Here is a 16493-nt window from a genome sequence, read left to right on the forward strand (position 1 = left end):
CGGGGCCCGGGGCCCGGGGTGGCCCCCAGCGGGGCCCACCCCGGGACGTCACCCCTTGCTGACCGCCGCCAGGATCTCCGGCAGCCGCCTCGCCGTGCGCGGAGCCGCCAGCTTGAGGCCCGCCCAGACGAGCAGCGCGCCGTAGGCCACGCCCGCCGGGAAGAGGAGCCACAGCAGGGACTCCCGGTCGGAGAGGTGGTGGAGGTAGACCGCCGGGCCGATCAGCGGGGCGCACAGCAGCGCGGAGCCGAACATGCCGCCGATGATCGACATCCAGGCCAGACCGCCCTGGCCGGGCGCCACGTTCTTGTAGCCGCTGTCCTGCGGGATCGAGTACGGGAAGACGGCCGAGGCCAGCGTGCCCGTACCCACCATCGCGCCGAGCAGCCCGAACGACAGGCCGAGGGCCTCCGGGAGGTCCGACCAGTCGCCGAGGACGGCGGCCGTCGCCACCGTCACCAGGACGGTGTACGGGAGGGTGATCGCGAGCAGGGCCATGGCCCGCGCCCGGAGCTCGCCGTACGCGTCGGCGGTCGTCGAGATCGTCTGTGCGACCATCCAGAACGCCGAGGTGTCCTGGCCGAACTGGTTGTACATCTGGACGCCGAGCATGCCCGAGGCGAAACAGGCCCAGTAGATCGTGCCCGTGCCCTGGAAGGCGTTGAAGAGCGGCACGATCATGCCGAGCGCGAGCGCGGTGACCCACGCCGCCTTCGTCTTCGGGTCACGCCAGATGTAGCGGAGGCTGCGCTCCATGACCGCGCCCGTGCGCCCGCCCGGCAGGACCCGGCCGAGCAGCCCCGTGCCACCCGACGCCTCCCCGGCTCCGCCGGCGGAGGACGCGCCGATCGTGGAGCCGTCCGGCTCGACCATCAGCCGCACCAGGCTCCGCCGCCACCAGTACACGAGCGCCACCAGCGCCGCCGCCGTGAGCAGCAGCCGGGCCGCCGCCACCGCGTAGTCGCCGCCGCTCGCCGCGTCCACCGCGCCGATCGCGGCGGCCGGCGGGAGCCAGCCGACGACGGCCGCGGCCGGTTCGAGCGGGCCCAGGCCGCCGGCCTGGCCCAGGCGCTGGGCGCCGAAGTTGACCAGCTGCATGCCGACCGCGATCACCAGGCCGCTGAGCAGCGCCAGGTCCCGGCCCTTGCGGGAGGTCAGGAGCCGCACGTTGGCCGCGGCGACCGCCCGGGACAGCGCCACGCACGCGACCGTCACGAGGGGGACGGCGAGGACGGCGACGACCGTGCCGGCCGCGCCGTGCGCGACCGAAAGGGCCGCCCCGAAGGCGAGGAAGAGAGTGAGGACGGGCCCGACGCCCACCAGGGACGCCACGAGCAGGGCCCGGACCAGCGGCCGGGGCCGCAGCGGCAGCATCACGAGCCGCGACGGGTCGAGGGTCTCGTCCCCGCTCGGCACGAACAGCGGCATCACCGCCCACGAGAGCGCGACCACCCCGGTGAGGAGGACCGCGACCGTGTCGGCGTCCGCGCTGCCCCGCATGAGGACGAACGACAGCACCATGGCGGCGGCGAAGAGGACGCCGAAGACGATCGAGGCGATGTACGCGGCCGTGCGCCCGCCCGACTGCCGCAGCCCGTTCCTCAGCAGCGACAGCTTGAGCCGTACGAAGACGGAGGTGAGGGACGGTACGGGGGAGGTGGCGGTGGCCGGAGAGGTGACGGTGGAGGCGGTCGTGCTCATCACTGCGCCCCGCCCGAAGCGCCGGAGCCGGAGCCGGAGGAGCCCGTACCCGAGCCCGAGCCCGAGCCCGTACGCGAGCCCGAACCGGAGTTCGCACCCGACCCGCCGCCCAGCCAGTCCAGGGAGTCCCCGGCCGCCTCGCGCCCGTTCGCCCCGACCAGCTCCAGGAACGCCGCCTGGAGCGAAGGGGCCTCGCCGCGGACCTCGGCGAGCGGCCCCTGCGCGCGGATCCGGCCCGCCGCCATCACCGCGACCCAGTCGCAGAGCGACTCCACGAGCTCCATCACATGGCTGGAGAAGACGACCGTCGCGCCCGACGCGGTGTACCGCTCCAGGACTCCGCGGATGGTCTGCGCGGAGACCGGGTCGACGCCCTCGAACGGCTCGTCGAGGAAGAGGACCTCGGGGTTGTGGAGGAGTGCCGCCGCGAGGCCGATCTTCTTCCGCATGCCGGTCGAGTAGTCGACGACCAGCTTGTTCTGCGAGCCGGTCAGGTCGAGCACGTCGAGGAGCTGCGCGGCCCGCTTGTCGACCTCGGCGCCCGGCAGCCCCCGCAGCCGGCCGCTGTACGCGAGGAGTTCGCGGCCGGAGAGCCGCTCGAAGAGCCGCAGCCCCTCCGGCAGGATGCCGATCCGGGCCTTGACCTCGGCGACCGACTCGGGGTCGGCCCAGACGTCGTGCCCGGCGACCAGGATCCGCCCGTGGTCCGGCCGGAGCAGGCCGGTGATCATGGAGAGGGTGGTGGTCTTGCCGGCCCCGTTGGGCCCGACGAGCCCGATGAACTTCCCCGCGGGCAGGACGAGATCGATCCCGTTCACCGCGATCTGTCGGCCGAAACGCTTCCACAGCCCCTCGACACGCACCGCGGGCACCGCACCGTCACCCGGTGCGGTGCCCGCTGCGGCGCCCGCTTCTTCGAACACTCCGTCAAATGCCTGGTCAGGCATGGTCCGTCAACCCCTAGGTCGTCCCCGCTCATACGGGCACCACCATACGGGTGAGGCCCGACCGGGCCCGTGGATCACTGCGCCCGGCTCCTCGCCTCCGCCGCCTCTCGGCCACACGCGTACGCGAGGGCGCTGATCAGCTCCTCCGCGTCGGGCAGCCAGCGGTTCGCCGGGGTGGGGCGCCGCGCCCACTGCACCGCGCCGACGCCGCCGATCCGGGTGGGCGGGGCGGCCACGTAGTGGCCCTCGCCGCGCGTGGTGAGGTCGATCGCCGACGGGATCCAGCCCAGCTTCCGTACGAGGTCGGGCACCTTGGTGGCGGCGCCCGGCAGGACGAAGAAGAACATCCGGCGGTCCGGGGTGCAGGTCACCGGGCCGAGCGTCAGGTCCATGCGCTCCATCCGCGCGAGCGCCAGGAAGCCGGCCGACTCCGACACCTCGATCGCGTCGAAGGTGCGGCCCGTCGGCAGCAGGATCGACGCCTTCGGCGTCTTCGACCACATGCGCCGGGCCCCGACCCCGCTCCCGGTGGCCTGGGTCGACCAGTCGGGCCTGACCGCGTGGGCGCCGGGGACGGCGCACGCGTCCGCGCCGCAGGAGCAGCGCTCCCTGCCCTCGACGGCCTCAAGCCAGGTCCCGGGGAACACGTCCCAGTGCCGCTCTTCCGCGTACCGCACGGCGTTGTCCAGCAGTTGCTCGCCTCGCTGCTGGGGGATCTGTGCGGCTTCCGTGACTCCGATGGTCTCTTCCACGGTGAACACAACTGCGCCCGTCACCTGGGGTTACGGGCGGCGCGGAGAGCGGTGTGACGCATCGATCCTGCACGCGGGGCGCACGGGTGCACCGGTGGGGGCGCGCGGGGGGCCGGGGAGCGGTGGTGGGTACGGAGAGGTGGGGGCGCCGGCGGCAGCGTCGCGGCCGACGTGTCCGGTGTCGTCGTGACCGGGGCCGGCCTGTCCGGTTTCGCGTGTTCACATCGGCATTGACCGGATATCCACCGGGCATTGATCACTTCTCTCGTGATCACTGCACCTGTGATCACCGCTCGGCCTCAGGGGGTTTCTCATGGCAGCCAGGCCACTTGTCGCGCGCGAGCCGAACGAACGGCTCCAGGCGCTCATCCAGGAGGCGGCCTGCTCGCACGCCGGCCTCGCCCGCAGGGTCAACATGGTCGGCGCGGAGCGCGGCCTCGACCTGCGGTACGACAAGACGTCGGTGGCGCGCTGGCTGCGCGGGCAGCAGCCGCGCGGCCGGGCGCCCGGCATCATCGCGGAGGCGCTGGGCCGCAAGCTGGGCCGTACGGTCTCGATCGACGAGGTCGGGATGGCGAACGGCCGGAACCTCGCGGCCGGGGTGGGCCTCCAGTTCGCGCCGACCGTGCTCGGGGCGATCGAGCAGGTCTGCGAGCTGTGGCGCAGCGACGTGGGCCGACGGGACTTCCTGACGGGGTCCACGGTGGCGGCCTCCGCGCTCGTCGAGCCCAGCAGGGACTGGCTGATCACGGGTGCGGACGCGCACGTGGCGCGGCTCGCGGGCGCGCGCGTCGGGGTCGGGGACGTGGCGGCGGTACGGGAGATGACGGCCGCGCTCGTCGACCTGGACCGGCGGTTCGGCAGCGGCCATGTGCGGCCGGTGGTGGTGCACTACCTCAACAGCGTGGTGTCGGGGATGCTTTCGGGCTCGTACCGGGAGGCCGTGGGCCGGCAGCTCTTCGCGGCGGCCGCGCGGCTGACCGAACTCGCCGGGTACATGGCGGTGGACACGGGCGAGGCGGGCCTCGCCCAGCGGTACTACATCCAGGCGCTGCGGCTCGCGCAGGCGGCGGGGGACCGGGGGTACGGCGGGTACGTCCTCGCCGCGTCGATGAGCCACCTCGCCGCGCAGCTCGGGAACCCCCGGGAGATCGCCCAGTTGGCGCGGGCGGCGCAGGAGGGGGCGCGCGGGAAGGTGCCGCCGCGGGCGGAGGCGATGTTCTTCGCGGCCGAGGCGCGCGGGCACGCGCTGCTCGGGGACGTCGGCTCCTTCGAGGCGGCGGCCGGCCGTGCCGTACGAGCCCTTGAGCAGGCCGATCCCGAGGCGGGCGACGACCCGGCGTGGATCGCGCACTTCGACCACGCCTACCTCGCGGACGAACTGGCGCACTGCCACCGGGACCTGGGGCAGGCGGAGGCGGCGGCCCGGGCGGCGCGGGAGTCGATCGCCGGGCACCCGGAGACGCGGGCGCGGCGCCGGGCGATCGGACTTGCCCTGCTGGCCTCGGCGCAGGTGCAGCAGCGGGAGGTCGAGCAGGCCTGCCGTACCGGGACGCGGGCGCTCGAACTCCTGGACACGCTGCGGTCGTCGCGGGGCGTGGAGTACCTGGACGACCTGAGGGAGAGCCTGGAGCCGTACGCGGGGGAGGCGGTGGTGCGGGAGTTCCACGCGCGGATGGACCTCTCGGCGGCGTAGGGAGGCGGCCGACGGCGTAGGGAGGCGGTCGGCGGGCGCGGGGCGCGCCGCCGTGCAAGAAGGTTGTGTAACCGGGCTCACACGTGTGTGCGGAGCCCTGGGCGCACCCGGTAGCGTGAGCCGACGATTCCGTAGGTCCATCAGTAGGAGTCCCGGTGACGCAGAACGGACAGGGTCCGGAGCCGCAGTACCCGGCGGTGCCCCCCGCGCACGACGGTGCCCATGGGGGAGCCCAGCCGTGGGGCGGCGCCTGGGGTCCCGCCGGTGGTCAGCCGGGCGGGCAGCCGCTGCCGCCCGCGCAGCCGCTGCCCCCGGAGGCCGCGCCGGGCGCCGGCGACATGCAGTCCACGCAGTACCTCGCGCCGGTCCCGCAGCAGCAGGTCCCGCCGCAGGCGCCCCACCAGGCTCCGCCCCACCAGGCTCCGCCGCAGCCCGGTTACGGCTACCCGCAGCCGGGCGGCCAGGCCGCCGCCGACATGCAGGCGACCCAGCACATCGCGCCGGTCCCGGGCGCGATGCCGCCGGTGCAGGCCCAGCAGCCGGGGTACGGCTACCCGCAGCCGGGCGCGCCGGCCGCCGGGGACATGCAGGCCACGCAGCACATAGCCCCCGTGCCGCCGCAGCAGGGCGGGGGCTCCGCCACCCAGTTCCTGGGGACCGGGCCGCTCCCGCACCAGGGACCCGGGCAGCCCGCGGGCGCCTCGGACGCGACCCAGTACATCGCCCCCGTACCGGCGCAGACGCCCGGCGAGCGGCAGCCGCCCGCCGAGTTCGACAACCTCTTCCGTACGGAGGCCCCGCGGGCCCCGCAGCAGCCGCAGGCCTACCAGCCGCAGCAGCCCGCCCCGCCGGCGTACCAGCAGCACCAGGGGCCCCCGCAGCAGGGGTACCAGCCGCCGCAGCCCCCGCAGCAGCAGTACGCCTACCAGGACGCCTACTACGACGACGAGCCCGAGCCGCCGCGCCGCAAGTCGCCGGTCGCGCTGATCGCCGCCGTCGTCGTCGGCTGCGCGGTCGTCGGCCTCGGGGCCGGGATGCTGCTCAGCGGCGGGGACGAGAAGAAGGACCCGAAGACGGGCGGCCAGAACGTGGCGGCGACCACCGCCGCGCCCTCCGCCACCACCGAGCCGCCCGCGGAGAAGCCGGCCGACCCGGCGGAGCCGCAGGCCAAGGAGCTGGACAAGCTCCTCGCCACCAGCAACAACAGCCGCGACACGGTGATCAGCTCGGTCGAGCTGATCAAGCAGTGCAAGAACCTCGACCAGGCGGCGAGCGACCTGCGGGGCGCCGCCGACCAGCGCCGGGGTCTGGTGACCAAGCTCCGGACGCTCTCCGTGGACAAGCTCCCGAACAGCCCCGCGCTGACGGCCGCGCTGACCAAGGCCTGGCAGGCCTCGGCCTCCGCGGACGACCACTACGCGGCCTGGGCCGACCAGATGAAGGGCAAGAAGGCCTGCAAGGACGGCAAGGCCCGTACGACCAGCCATCTGACCGAGGCGAGCAAGAAGAGCAGCGAGGCCAGCACGGCCAAGCGCACGGCGGCCGGGCTGTGGAACCCGACCGCCGAGAAGTACGGACTGGACAAGCGGACGCCCACCCAGCTCTAGGTCCTGCGGTCCCGCCGGGGGGCCTACGGGGCGCTGAGGACGGTCTCGCCGACGTCGACGAAGCCCGCCTTCTGCGCCACGAGCCGCCCCTCGCGGACCACCTGGAACGTCACCTGGCGGTTGACGATCCGGGGGAAGCCGGGGGCGCCGAGCAGGTCCTCGTACTTCCAGCGCAGGCTGGGGGTGAGGCCGCCGGTGTCGATGCGCGCGCCCCGGTCGAGGGCCTGGGTGATCTGCTCGGCGCTGATCCGGTCCTTGTCGAGGGACTCGACGACGGCCTTGAGGACCGTGTAGGCGATCCAGGTGGTCTGGACGCCCGCGTCGGCCGGGTCGACCCGGTTGTCGGCGAAGGCGTGCTCCTGGATGACCTTGCGCATCGGCGCCCAGCTCTTGTCGCCGGCCTCCGGGTACCAGCCGGTGACGTACGCGCCCTCGAAGGGGCTGTGGGCGCCGCCCGTGCGGTCGATGACGGGCTGGCCGACGCTGCCGAGCACCGAGGAGATGCGGACCGGGCTGCCGTCCTTCTCCGCTTCGCCGCTCTTCCCGTCCTCCGGGAGGCGCCGGAAGGAGTCGAAGAAGGTCTGGGTGCGCTCGCCGAGCACGGCGGTGACGCAGCCGTCCTTCTCGCCGGCCCTGGCGCGGGCCCGGCCGGCCTGCTGGGTGTACTCGGCGGCGTCCTCGACGGCCGGGATGTCGATCGCGCTGCGGTGACTGGCCTTGCGCAGGCCGGAGTTGAGGAGGTCGGGGAGCCGGTCGCCGGCGACGGTGTCGGGCCGGACGAGGGAGACCTTCTGGCAGGACTCGGCCAGCTGTATGCCGTGACCGGCGATGAGGGAGGCCTGTCCGCCGTTGACGGGGTAGGAGAGCGAGCTGGTGAACTCGTCCTCCGAGATGCCGTAGCCGCCGATGTACGGGATGCCGGCGGCTTCGAGCGGGGCCATGAAGGCGCCGCCGTTCTGGCTGTACGAGCCGACGACGGCGACCGCCTTCTCGCGGACGGCCCGGCGGGCGCAGGCGGCGGCGCCTGCGCTGGTGTTCTGTTCGTTGCAGGTGAGGACGCGGAGTTCGTGCCCGTCGATGCCGCCCTGGGAGTTCACCCACCGGGCGTACGCCTGCGCCATTGCAGGCATTCCGGGCATATTGGTCGCACGGGTCTGGTCGGGAGCCCAGGTCATCACGGTGACGGGCTCCCTGGAGCCCCCCGTGGCCCCAGGGAGTACGCCACACCCGGTGAGCAGCGACGCTCCGGCCGCCGTGGTCGTGACGTACGCGAGGAGTGAGGTCAGTCGCCTACCGGTCATGGGTATGCACATTTCCGCCTCACGGGTAACGCGGGAGTGAGCATGGTTCAACGAAGGGTGACGTGAAGGTGAATTACGGGGGTCGGGCGGCGATGAGGAGGGGGCGAGTCCGCTTACTGGCCAAGGGAACGTACGATCGAAACGTGTCCAGTCCAGTCTCCGGTTCGGTTAACTCTTCCCGTCGCGGCCGTCGCTCCTCCACCATGGGCGGCATGCCGCTCAACGACATGCCGTGGTGGCGCTGGCGCATCAACGTGCGCTCGGCGCTGCACATGCTTTCCGACCCCGCGTTCCACGAGACGACCTGGCTGGCCGGCCAGGAGGGATACGGCGACGTCACCGACGCCGTCTACCGCCTCGTCGAGGACACCTGGCTCGACAACTGGTCCGCCGAGAAGTACGTGGGCTCGGTCTTCCGCGACACCGGCGAGGCCGCCCTCGTCGACGTCGCCGTGCTCCGCGTGCTGCGGATCATGCACCAGGTGGGCCCCGACGCACCCGTCTCCGCCTACCTCCAGCACCAGGGCTGGCCCGAGGCCGTACGGGCCGCCCGCGAGGCCCACGTACGGATGGCGCACGCCGACGGGGAGGACCCCGACACGCCCCCGCGCTCCCTCGACGTGCTCCGCATCATGACCCGCTCCTGACCCGCTCCTGACCCGGTCCTGAGCCGTTCCGTCCGAAGCCGTTCCGTCTGACGGACACTGGCTCTGCCGGGCGTCCGGGGTGTGGCAGGCTAACGGGATGACCGACCAGTACGTCCTCACCCTCTCGTGCCCGGACAAGCAGGGCATCGTGCACGCCGTGTCGAGCTACCTGTTCATCACCGGGTGCAACATCGAGGACAGCCAGCAGTTCGGAGACCGGGACACGGGTCTCTTCTTCATGCGGGTCCACTTCTCGGCCGAGGCCCAGGTGAACGTGGAGAAGCTGCGGGCGAGCTTCGCGGCGGTCGGCGACGCCTACGCGATGGACTGGCAGATCAACCGTGCCGACCAGCCCATGCGGGTCGTGCTCATGGTCTCCAAGTTCGGGCACTGCCTGAACGACCTGCTGTTCCGCTCGCGGATCGGCGCGCTGCCGGTGGAGATCGTCGCCGTGGTCTCCAACCACACCGACTTCACGGAGCTCGTCGGCTCGTACGGCATCCCCTTCCGCCACATCCCGGTGACGAAGGAGACCAAGGCCGAGGCCGAGGCGGAACTCCTCGACCTCGTCCGCGAGGAGAACGTCGAGCTCGTCGTCCTCGCCCGCTACATGCAGGTGCTCTCCGACGACCTGTGCAAGCAGCTCTCCGGCCGGATCATCAACATCCACCACTCCTTCCTGCCGAGCTTCAAGGGCGCCAAGCCCTACCACCAGGCGCACACGCGCGGCGTGAAGCTCATCGGCGCGACCGCGCACTACGTGACGGCCGACCTCGACGAGGGCCCGATCATCGAGCAGGAGGTCGAGCGCGTGGGCCACGAGGTGACGCCGGACCAGCTGGTGGCGGTGGGCCGCGACGTGGAGTGCCAGGCGCTGGCCCGCGCGGTGAAGTGGCACGCGGAACGCCGAATCCTCCTGAACGGCCGCCGCACAGTCGTCTTCGCCTGACCTCCGGGGCGCCTCCCGCCCCCCGGGGCCTCCGCCCCCCGTGGCGCGGGCCCGCACGGGACCCTCCCGCCTCCGCGGGGCGACTCTCCCCGCACTTCCGCCCCCCGTTGTGGGCAGTCGTTCCGCTGGGGCGGAACGGGTGGGCACAACGGGACGGCGCCCCTTGCCGGGCCCAGGCTCCGGTGCCTGAGCGGTGCGCCGACGATGCGGCGCGTGGTGGGTTGTGCCCACCCTCCCCCAGAGGGAGGACCCCCAGCCCTGCGGAACGCCTGCCCACAACTCGGTGCGAGGTCCTTCACGGCCAGGGCGGCGGGGGCTACAGGCGGCTCAGGGAGGCGGCTGCCGACAGGACGTCGCGGATGGCTTCGCGGTCGCCGTCCTGGCCCGCCGCCGCTTCCTCCGGCGAGATGTGCCCCGCCACCAGCTGGCAGAACTCCACCCCGTCCATCGCCACCTGCGCCACCGCCCGCTCCGGGGAGCCGAGCGCCGCCGGGGAGTCCAGCGCGATGTACCAGTGGCCACCGCCCGCGCCCTCGACCTCCAGGTGGAGGGAGCGGCCGGGCGAGCCCGCCGCCACGAGGTGCCGGGCCGGCGAGGCGAGTCCCGTGCGCCGCCGGTCGGCCAGGGCCGCCGGGAGCAGCCGCGCCGCCAGGTCGATCATGCCGTGCAGATGGGCGCCGCTGGGCGGGGCGTACGGGTACGCCACCGCGTTGGCGATGTCGTCCGCGTGCAGCCAGCACTCGAAGGCCCGCTCCAGGAGCGAGTCCCGCAGCGGCAGCGCGAAGTCCTTGTAGGTGACCGTGAGGTCGGCCGCGCCCCGGCCCGCGAACGAGACCGTGCGGATCAGGGTGTGCGTCTGGTCCCGCCACGGGCCGCGCAGCGCGCGGTTCGGCGGCCGGTCGAGCGCCGACCAGAAGGCCTCGGTCCGCTCGGTCGGTGAGAGTTCGGGCACTCCCGTGCCCAGCGGGTCGTTGATGCCGAGCGCCGAGGACACCAGGCCGTCCACCGCCAGGAGGTGGCCGATGACCCCGGCGACGGTGGTCTTGCGGCGCACCACGTGCTCGTCCTCGTACCACTTGAGCCGCACCGGGGTGTGCCACTCCGACTCGCCGATGTCCCGCAGCAGCGCGTCGAGCCGGGCGGTCTCGGCGTCGTACGGAGTGACCCACTCGGGCACCGGGAAGCGGGCGGGGCGCCGGCCCAGGCAGTTCTCCAGGACCCGGGAGCGCAGCAGCGGGTCGAGGTCCAGGTCGCGGTCCTCGTGGAGCAGCGCGACGGCGTCCCGGAGCCGCAGGGCCTCGTCGGCGCAGGGCGCGCACTCGGTGAGGTGGTCCTCGACGGCCTTCGTCTCCCCGGTGGAGCACGCCGAAAGGGCCCAGGCCCCGAGGAGGGACTTGAGCACCGCGTGCGACAGCTCGGGTACGTCCGGATCATCCGGATCATTCGGATCGCTTGGATGGATCGGAGCGCTCGGAGCGCTCGGAGAGCTCGGATCGTCCGGGGCGGTTCGTGTGGCCGGCTCGTCGGGCCTCGCCCCCGGCGGGATCGCCGTCAGGTCCGCGTGGTCGTCCGCCGAGCGGCGCGGCCCCGGTATCCACGGGGCGCGTGCGACGTCGTCCGCGTCGTCGTTCGCCCCGGTCACAGCGCCCGCCCGTAACCGGGCGGCGAGGAGCCCTCCAGAGCGCGGGTGTTCGCCGAGGAGAGCAACTGGAGCCCGAGCCGGAGGCGCCGGCGGGCCTCGTCCTCCGTGACCCCGAGGTCGGCCGCGGTCTGGCGGTAGTCGCGCCGCTGGAAGTAGGCCAGTTCCAGCGCGGCCCGCAGCGGGGCCGGCATGGAGGTCACGATGTAGTCCGCGCGGGCCGCGACCGAGGCGCGCCGCACCTTCTGCTCCAGCTCCTCGGCGGAGCCCTGCCCGGTCTCCGCGTACGCCGTGGCCTCGGCCTGCCGCAGCCGGTACACGGCCTGCCGCTGGGTCAGCTTGGCGACCCACGAGCGCATGTTGCCCTGCTTGGGGTCGTAGTCGTCGGGGTTCTCCCAGATGTAGCCGAAGACCTCTCGGGTGACCTGGTCGGCCGCGGCGTCGTCGTCCAGGACCCGGTGGGCGAGGCTGTGCACCAGCGAGGCGAACCGGTCGTAGAACTCGCCGAGCGCGGCGGCCTCCCCGCGCGCGAGCCGCTGCTGTATCTTGCGGTCCCAGCGCGGTGGTGTGTCCATCGCCATCCGAATCCTCCGTCCCCTCTCGGTCCCCGGTCCCTTCCGCTCGCCCTCCAAAGTAATGCGCCGCACCGACAAGCACGCCTGTTTGCCGCAAGTGCGCCCTTGACGCCGGTCCGGATGGTAAGGAAAGCGCCATACCTCGGCGCGGGGGTTTCGGCCGCTGGTGGTGGGGCAGGCGGCGACCGTGACGACGATCGAGGTCGACGAGGACGAACACGGCCCCTGGACGGTGCTCAGCATCCGGGGGGAACTGGACCTGGTCACCTCCCCCCGGATACGCCGCCGCGTCCACGACGCCGTCGCGGGCGGCCGGCACGACCTGGTGATAGACCTCTCCTCCGTGCGGTTCTGCGACTCCAGCGGTGTCGGCGTCCTGATCGCCGCCCGCCGTCTCCTGCGCTCCTGCGGGGGCCGCCTCCGCCTGATCCTTCCCGAGGCCGGTGCCGGCACCGTGGCCGGAGCAGGCCTCGGTGCCGGGGCCAGGGGCGGAGGGGACCACGTGGACCGGGTGCTCTCCGCCCTCGGCGTCCGCCGTCTGTTCGAGGTCTACGAGGACGTCCCGGGGGCGGTGACCGAGGTCGGCTGATCGACCGGATCGGTCCCCCGAGGATCACCGGGACGGGCCGAACCGCTCCCTGAGCCGGTACTTGAGGACCTTGCGCAGGGTCTCGTTGCGGGGGAGGGCGTCCACGACCTCCAGCTGCTCCGGGAGCTTGTGGACGGAGAGGCCGGCCTCCCGCAGGAAGGCCGTCACCGTCGGCAGGGTCAGCGGGGCGGCGCCCGGGGGCTGTTCGACGACCGCGCAGACGCGTTCGCCGCGCTCGGGGTCCGGGAGGCCTATGACGGCCGCGTCGCCCACGTCCGGGTGGCCGTGGAGGAGGTCCTCGATCTCCTTGGCCGAGATGTTCTCTCCCTTCCGGATGATGATGTCCTTGATCCGTCCGGTGAGGACGAGGTGGCCGCTCGGGGTCAGGTGCCCCACGTCGCCGGTGACGAGGAAGCCGTCCTCGTCGAAGGCGGCCGCGGTCTGGGCCGGGTCCAGGTAGCCCCGGCAGACGGCCTCGCCGCGGAGCCGGACCTCGCCGCCGTCGGTGATCCGGATCTCCATGCCGGCGGGCGGCCGGCCCTCGGTGCCGGCGAGGTTCTCGGCGGTGTCGTCGGGGTCGCCCATGGTGATCATCGGGACCTCGGTCATGCCGTAGCCGTGGGTGAGCTGGCAGCCCAGCTCCTTGCGCACCGCGTGGTAGATCTCCGGAGGTTTCGGCGCCCCGCCGCCCGCGAGGAGCCGCAGGGTGGGGATGACCGGCTCGCCCGGCTGCTTGCGCTGTTCGGCCAGGAACATCGCGTAGAAGGCGGTGGAGCCGCCGGCCACGGTCACGCCGTGCGCGCGGTACTCGTCCAGCGCGTCGGGCAGCGCGAACTGCTCGAACATGACGGCGGGGAATCCGTACAGCAGGAGCATCACCGTGTAGTCGGGCCCGGCGATGTGCGCGTACGGGAAGGCCATGGAGCCGACGTCCTCGGCGGTCAGGCGCAGCGAGTGGGCGAGGCAGGAGCCGCCCGCGAGGAGCGAGCGGTCGGCGTGCAGGACGCCCTTGGGGTCGGAGGTGGTGCCGGAGGTCCAGTAGATCCAGCGCACGTCGGTGCCGGTGGCGGGCGGCGGCGGCAGGACGTCCGGGTCGCCGTCCGGGAGGGTGTCGTACGCCTCGAAGATCCCGCGCGCGCCGAGCCGCCGGGCCATCTCGGTGTGGTCGAACCCGCGCCATTCGCCGGGGACGGCGAAGTACTCGGCCTTGGACTCGCGCAGCGCGAAGCCGACCTCCTTGTCCCGGTAGAAGGGGATCACGGGCGTCTGTACGGCTCCGATGCGGGCGAGCGCGAAGGAGAGCACCGCGGTCTCGATGCGGGTGGGCAGCTGCCAGGCGACGACCGTGCCCGGCCGCACCCCCATCCCGTACAGCCCGGCGGCGCAGCGTTCGGCGCGCTCGCGCAGGCCGCCGAAGGTGAGGACGCGGTCGCCCTGGAGGAGGACGGGCCGGTCGGGGGTGAGGGCGGCGCGGCGTTCGACGAGCTCCCAGAGCGTGCGGGACCCGCTCAGGTCGTGCGCGGTCTGGTCGATGACCGTATCCATGCCCGTACTCCTCTTGGCTGACGTTCCGTCAGATAGTGCGGAGAGCGTAGAGGTCCGGCGCTTGTCGGTCCAGGGGTGCGGGGCTAGCCTGATCCCGTCAGATCTGACGGGTCATCAGAAACGGCTCGTCGGAAACGGCCCCATCGAGTTCGGGAGAGGGTCCCATGAGCTCCAGCGCGGAACTGCCCCGCATCATCAGCGTCGACGACCACGTGATCGAGCCGGCCCATCTCTTCGAGACCTGGCTCCCGAAGAAGTACCGCGACCGCGGCCCCCGGCCCCTCACGGCCGGCATCGGCGAGCTCGCCTACGTCGCCGGCAAGTACCAGATCACGATGGACCCCGAAGGGCCGCCCACCGACTGGTGGATCTACGAGGACCTCAAGTTCCCGTACAAGCGCAACATCGCCGCCGTCGGCTTCGACCGCGACGACATGACCCTCGAAGGCATCACCCGCGCCGAGATGCGCCGCGGCTGCTGGGACCCCAAGGCGCGCCTCGCGGACATGGACCTCAACCACGTCGAGGCCTCGCTCTGCTTCCCCACCTTCCCGCGCTTCTGCGGCCAGACCTTCGCAGAGGCCCAGGACAAGGAGGTCGCCCTCGCCTGCGTCCGCGCCTACAACGACTGGATGGTCGAGGAGTGGTGCGGGGACAGCGGCGGCCGGCTCATCCCGCTCTGCATCATCCCGCTCTGGGACATCGGCCTCGCCGTCGCCGAGATCCGGCGCAACGCCGCCCGCGGGGTCAAGGCCGTCACCTTCTCCGAGATCCCCACCCACCTCGGGCTCCCCTCGATCCACTCCGGCTACTGGGACCCCTTCTTCGCCGTCTGCCAGGAGACCGGGACGGTGGTCAACATGCACATCGGCTCCAGCAGCCAGATGCCCGCCGCCTCCCCCGACGCCCCGCCCGCCGTCCAGGCCGCCCTCAGCTTCAACAACGCCATGGCCTCGATGATGGACTTCCTCTTCTCCGGCGTCCTCGTCAAGTTCCCCCGGCTCAAGCTCGCCTACAGCGAGGGCCAGATGGGGTGGATCCCGTACGCCCTCGAACGCGCCGACGACGTGTGGGAGGAGCACCGCGCCTGGGGCGGCGTCCGCGACCTGATCCCCGAGCCCCCGTCCACGTACTACTACCGGCAGATCTTCTGCTGCTTCTTCCGCGACAAGCACGGCATCGCCTCGCTCGACGTCGTCGGCCGCGACAACGCCACCTTCGAGACCGACTACCCGCACGTCGACTCGACCTTCCCGCACACCAAGGAGGTCGCCCTCGACCACGTCCAGGGCCTCGACGACGAGACGATCTACAAGCTCATGCGCGGCAACGCCATCCGCATGCTCGACCTCGACTTCGACCGGGGTGCCGGCCGGGGCGCCGACCTGGGTGTCGGTCGGGGCCTCGTCTGATGGACCTCGCGTACAGCGCGGAGGAGGAGGAGTTCCGCGTCCGGCTGCGGGAATGGCTGGCCGCGGCGCTGCCCACCCTCCCGCCGAAACCCGACCCGCTCGACTGGCCGGCCCGGCGGGCCTACGACTGCGGCTGGCAGCGCAGGCTGCACGAGGCCGGATACGCCGACGTCCACTGGGACGCGTCCCCGACCCAGCGGCTGATCTTCCTGGAGGAGACCGAACTCGCCGGCGCGCCCTACGTCGGCGCCAACTTCGTCGGACTGCTCCACGCCGGCCCGACGATCGCCGCCGAGGGCACGGCGGAGCAGCGGGAGCGCTGGCTGCCGGGGATCCTGCGCGGCGACGAGGTCTGGTGCCAGGGGTTCAGCGAGCCCGACGCCGGCTCCGACCTCGCCTCGCTCCGGACCCGGGCGGTCCGGGACGGCGATTCGTACGTCGTCAGCGGTCAGAAGATCTGGACCTCGCACGCCGAGGTCGCCGACTGGTGCGAACTCCTCGTCCGCACGGATCCCACCGCCGCCAAGCACCGGGGCATCAGCTGGCTCGCCATGCCCATGGACGCTCCCGGCGTCACCGTACGGCCGCTGCGGACCCTCGCAGGGTCCACCGAGTTCGCGGAGGTCTTCCTCGACGAGGTGCGGGTGCCGGTGGCCGACCGGGTGGGGGAGGAGAACGACGGCTGGCGCGTCACCATGGTCACCCTCTCCTTCGAACGCGGCACCGCCTTCGTCGGCGAGGTCGTCGCCTGCCGCCGCCTCCTCGGCGAACTCGCCCGTACGGCACGGAGGAACGGCACCTGGGACGACCCCGTCCTGCGGCGGCGGCTCGGCAGGCTCTCCGCCGAGTTCCAGGCCCTGTGGCGGCTCACCCAGGCGAACGTCAGCGAGGCCCAGGCGACGGGCGGGGTGCCCGGCGCGGGCGGCTCCGTCTTCAAACTGCACTACTCGCACGCCCGCCAGGAGCTGTACGAGGCCGCCGCCGCCGTCCTCGGCCCGGACGCGCTCGACCTCGGCCGCGACTGGACCCTCGACCGGCTGTCCTCGCTCTCGTACACGATCGCCGCCGGCACCTCCCAGATCCAGCGCAACATCGTCGCCGAGCGCATCCTCGGCCTCCCGAAGGGACGGTGA

The 16493-nt window shown here is 72.8% G+C and carries 14 protein-coding genes; 7 read left to right on the forward strand and 7 right to left on the reverse strand.

Features of this window, described 5'->3' with window-relative positions:
• Positions 1 to 48 precede the first annotated feature (48 nt).
• The 3 genes from OG361_RS23195 to OG361_RS23205 form a co-directional block, all read right to left on the reverse strand.
• Positions 49 to 1701 carry a transporter gene (locus OG361_RS23195; RefSeq protein ID WP_405856411.1) on the reverse strand — a complete coding sequence of 551 codons (1653 nt, stop codon included), beginning with the start codon at positions 1699 to 1701 and terminating at the stop codon, positions 49 to 51.
• The gene (locus OG361_RS23200; RefSeq protein WP_405856413.1) at positions 1701 to 2648 is read right to left on the reverse strand and encodes an ABC transporter ATP-binding protein; all 948 of its coding nucleotides are present in this window, start codon (positions 2646 to 2648) and stop codon (positions 1701 to 1703) included. The genes OG361_RS23195 and OG361_RS23200 overlap by 1 nt, the downstream gene beginning before the upstream one ends.
• Before the next feature lie 74 nt (positions 2649 to 2722).
• A complete protein-coding gene (locus tag OG361_RS23205; protein WP_405856415.1) occupies positions 2723 to 3409 on the reverse strand; it encodes a bifunctional DNA primase/polymerase in 687 nt (228 codons plus the stop codon).
• Positions 3410 to 3713: 304 nt separating this feature from the next.
• Here OG361_RS23205 and OG361_RS23210 point away from each other — a divergent pair, with 304 nt between their 5' ends.
• Together OG361_RS23210 and OG361_RS23215 are read left to right on the forward strand one after the other, a co-directional pair.
• Positions 3714 to 5096: a transcriptional regulator gene (locus OG361_RS23210; protein ID WP_405856417.1), complete on the forward strand. Its 1383-nt coding sequence runs from the start codon at positions 3714 to 3716 to the stop codon at positions 5094 to 5096.
• A 155-nt stretch (positions 5097 to 5251) separates the two neighbouring features.
• Positions 5252 to 6703, forward strand: a complete 1452-nt coding sequence (locus tag OG361_RS23215) for a hypothetical protein (protein ID WP_405856419.1) — start codon at positions 5252 to 5254, stop codon at positions 6701 to 6703.
• 23 nt (positions 6704 to 6726) lie between these two features.
• On the opposite strand, the gene OG361_RS23220 is transcribed toward OG361_RS23215, so the two are convergent.
• On the reverse strand, positions 6727 to 8004 hold the full coding sequence (locus OG361_RS23220) for an ABC transporter substrate-binding protein (RefSeq protein WP_405856421.1): 1278 nt from the start codon (positions 8002 to 8004) through the stop codon (positions 6727 to 6729).
• A 203-nt stretch (positions 8005 to 8207) separates the two neighbouring features.
• Between OG361_RS23220 and OG361_RS23225 the strand changes: the two genes are divergently transcribed.
• Together OG361_RS23225 and purU are read left to right on the forward strand one after the other, a co-directional pair.
• Positions 8208 to 8651 (forward strand): hypothetical protein, encoded by a 444-nt coding sequence (locus OG361_RS23225; RefSeq protein WP_405862398.1) that lies wholly within the window; start codon positions 8208 to 8210, stop codon positions 8649 to 8651.
• 97 nt (positions 8652 to 8748) lie between these two features.
• Entirely contained in the window at positions 8749 to 9600 is an 852-nt protein-coding gene (purU, locus tag OG361_RS23230; RefSeq protein WP_405856423.1) for a formyltetrahydrofolate deformylase, read from the forward strand.
• 316 nt (positions 9601 to 9916) lie between these two features.
• On the opposite strand, the gene OG361_RS23235 is transcribed toward purU, so the two are convergent.
• Complete coding sequence (locus tag OG361_RS23235) at positions 9917 to 11242, reverse strand: maleylpyruvate isomerase N-terminal domain-containing protein (protein ID WP_405856425.1); 1326 nt, start codon at positions 11240 to 11242, stop codon at positions 9917 to 9919.
• Entirely contained in the window at positions 11239 to 11820 is a 582-nt protein-coding gene (locus tag OG361_RS23240; RefSeq protein ID WP_405856427.1) for a sigma-70 family RNA polymerase sigma factor, read from the reverse strand. The genes OG361_RS23235 and OG361_RS23240 overlap by 4 nt, the downstream gene beginning before the upstream one ends.
• Positions 11821 to 12001: 181 nt before the next feature.
• Here OG361_RS23240 and OG361_RS23245 point away from each other — a divergent pair, with 181 nt between their 5' ends.
• The gene (locus tag OG361_RS23245; RefSeq protein ID WP_405856428.1) at positions 12002 to 12403 is read left to right on the forward strand and encodes an STAS domain-containing protein; all 402 of its coding nucleotides are present in this window, start codon (positions 12002 to 12004) and stop codon (positions 12401 to 12403) included.
• Positions 12404 to 12427: 24 nt separating this feature from the next.
• On the opposite strand, the gene OG361_RS23250 is transcribed toward OG361_RS23245, so the two are convergent.
• Positions 12428 to 13936 carry a class I adenylate-forming enzyme family protein gene (locus tag OG361_RS23250; RefSeq protein WP_405862400.1) on the reverse strand — a complete coding sequence of 503 codons (1509 nt, stop codon included), beginning with the start codon at positions 13934 to 13936 and terminating at the stop codon, positions 12428 to 12430.
• A gap of 176 nt (positions 13937 to 14112) precedes the next feature.
• Here OG361_RS23250 and OG361_RS23255 point away from each other — a divergent pair, with 176 nt between their 5' ends.
• Together OG361_RS23255 and OG361_RS23260 are read left to right on the forward strand one after the other, a co-directional pair.
• Complete coding sequence (locus tag OG361_RS23255; protein WP_405856430.1) at positions 14113 to 15360, forward strand: amidohydrolase family protein; 1248 nt, start codon at positions 14113 to 14115, stop codon at positions 15358 to 15360.
• On the forward strand, positions 15360 to 16493 hold the full coding sequence (locus OG361_RS23260) for an acyl-CoA dehydrogenase (protein ID WP_405856432.1): 1134 nt from the start codon (positions 15360 to 15362) through the stop codon (positions 16491 to 16493). Before OG361_RS23255 ends, OG361_RS23260 begins: the two co-directional genes overlap by 1 nt.

This window comes from Streptomyces sp. NBC_00090, assembly GCF_045160815.1.
In the GTDB taxonomy this organism is placed as follows: Bacteria; Actinomycetota; Actinomycetes; order Streptomycetales; family Streptomycetaceae; genus Streptomyces.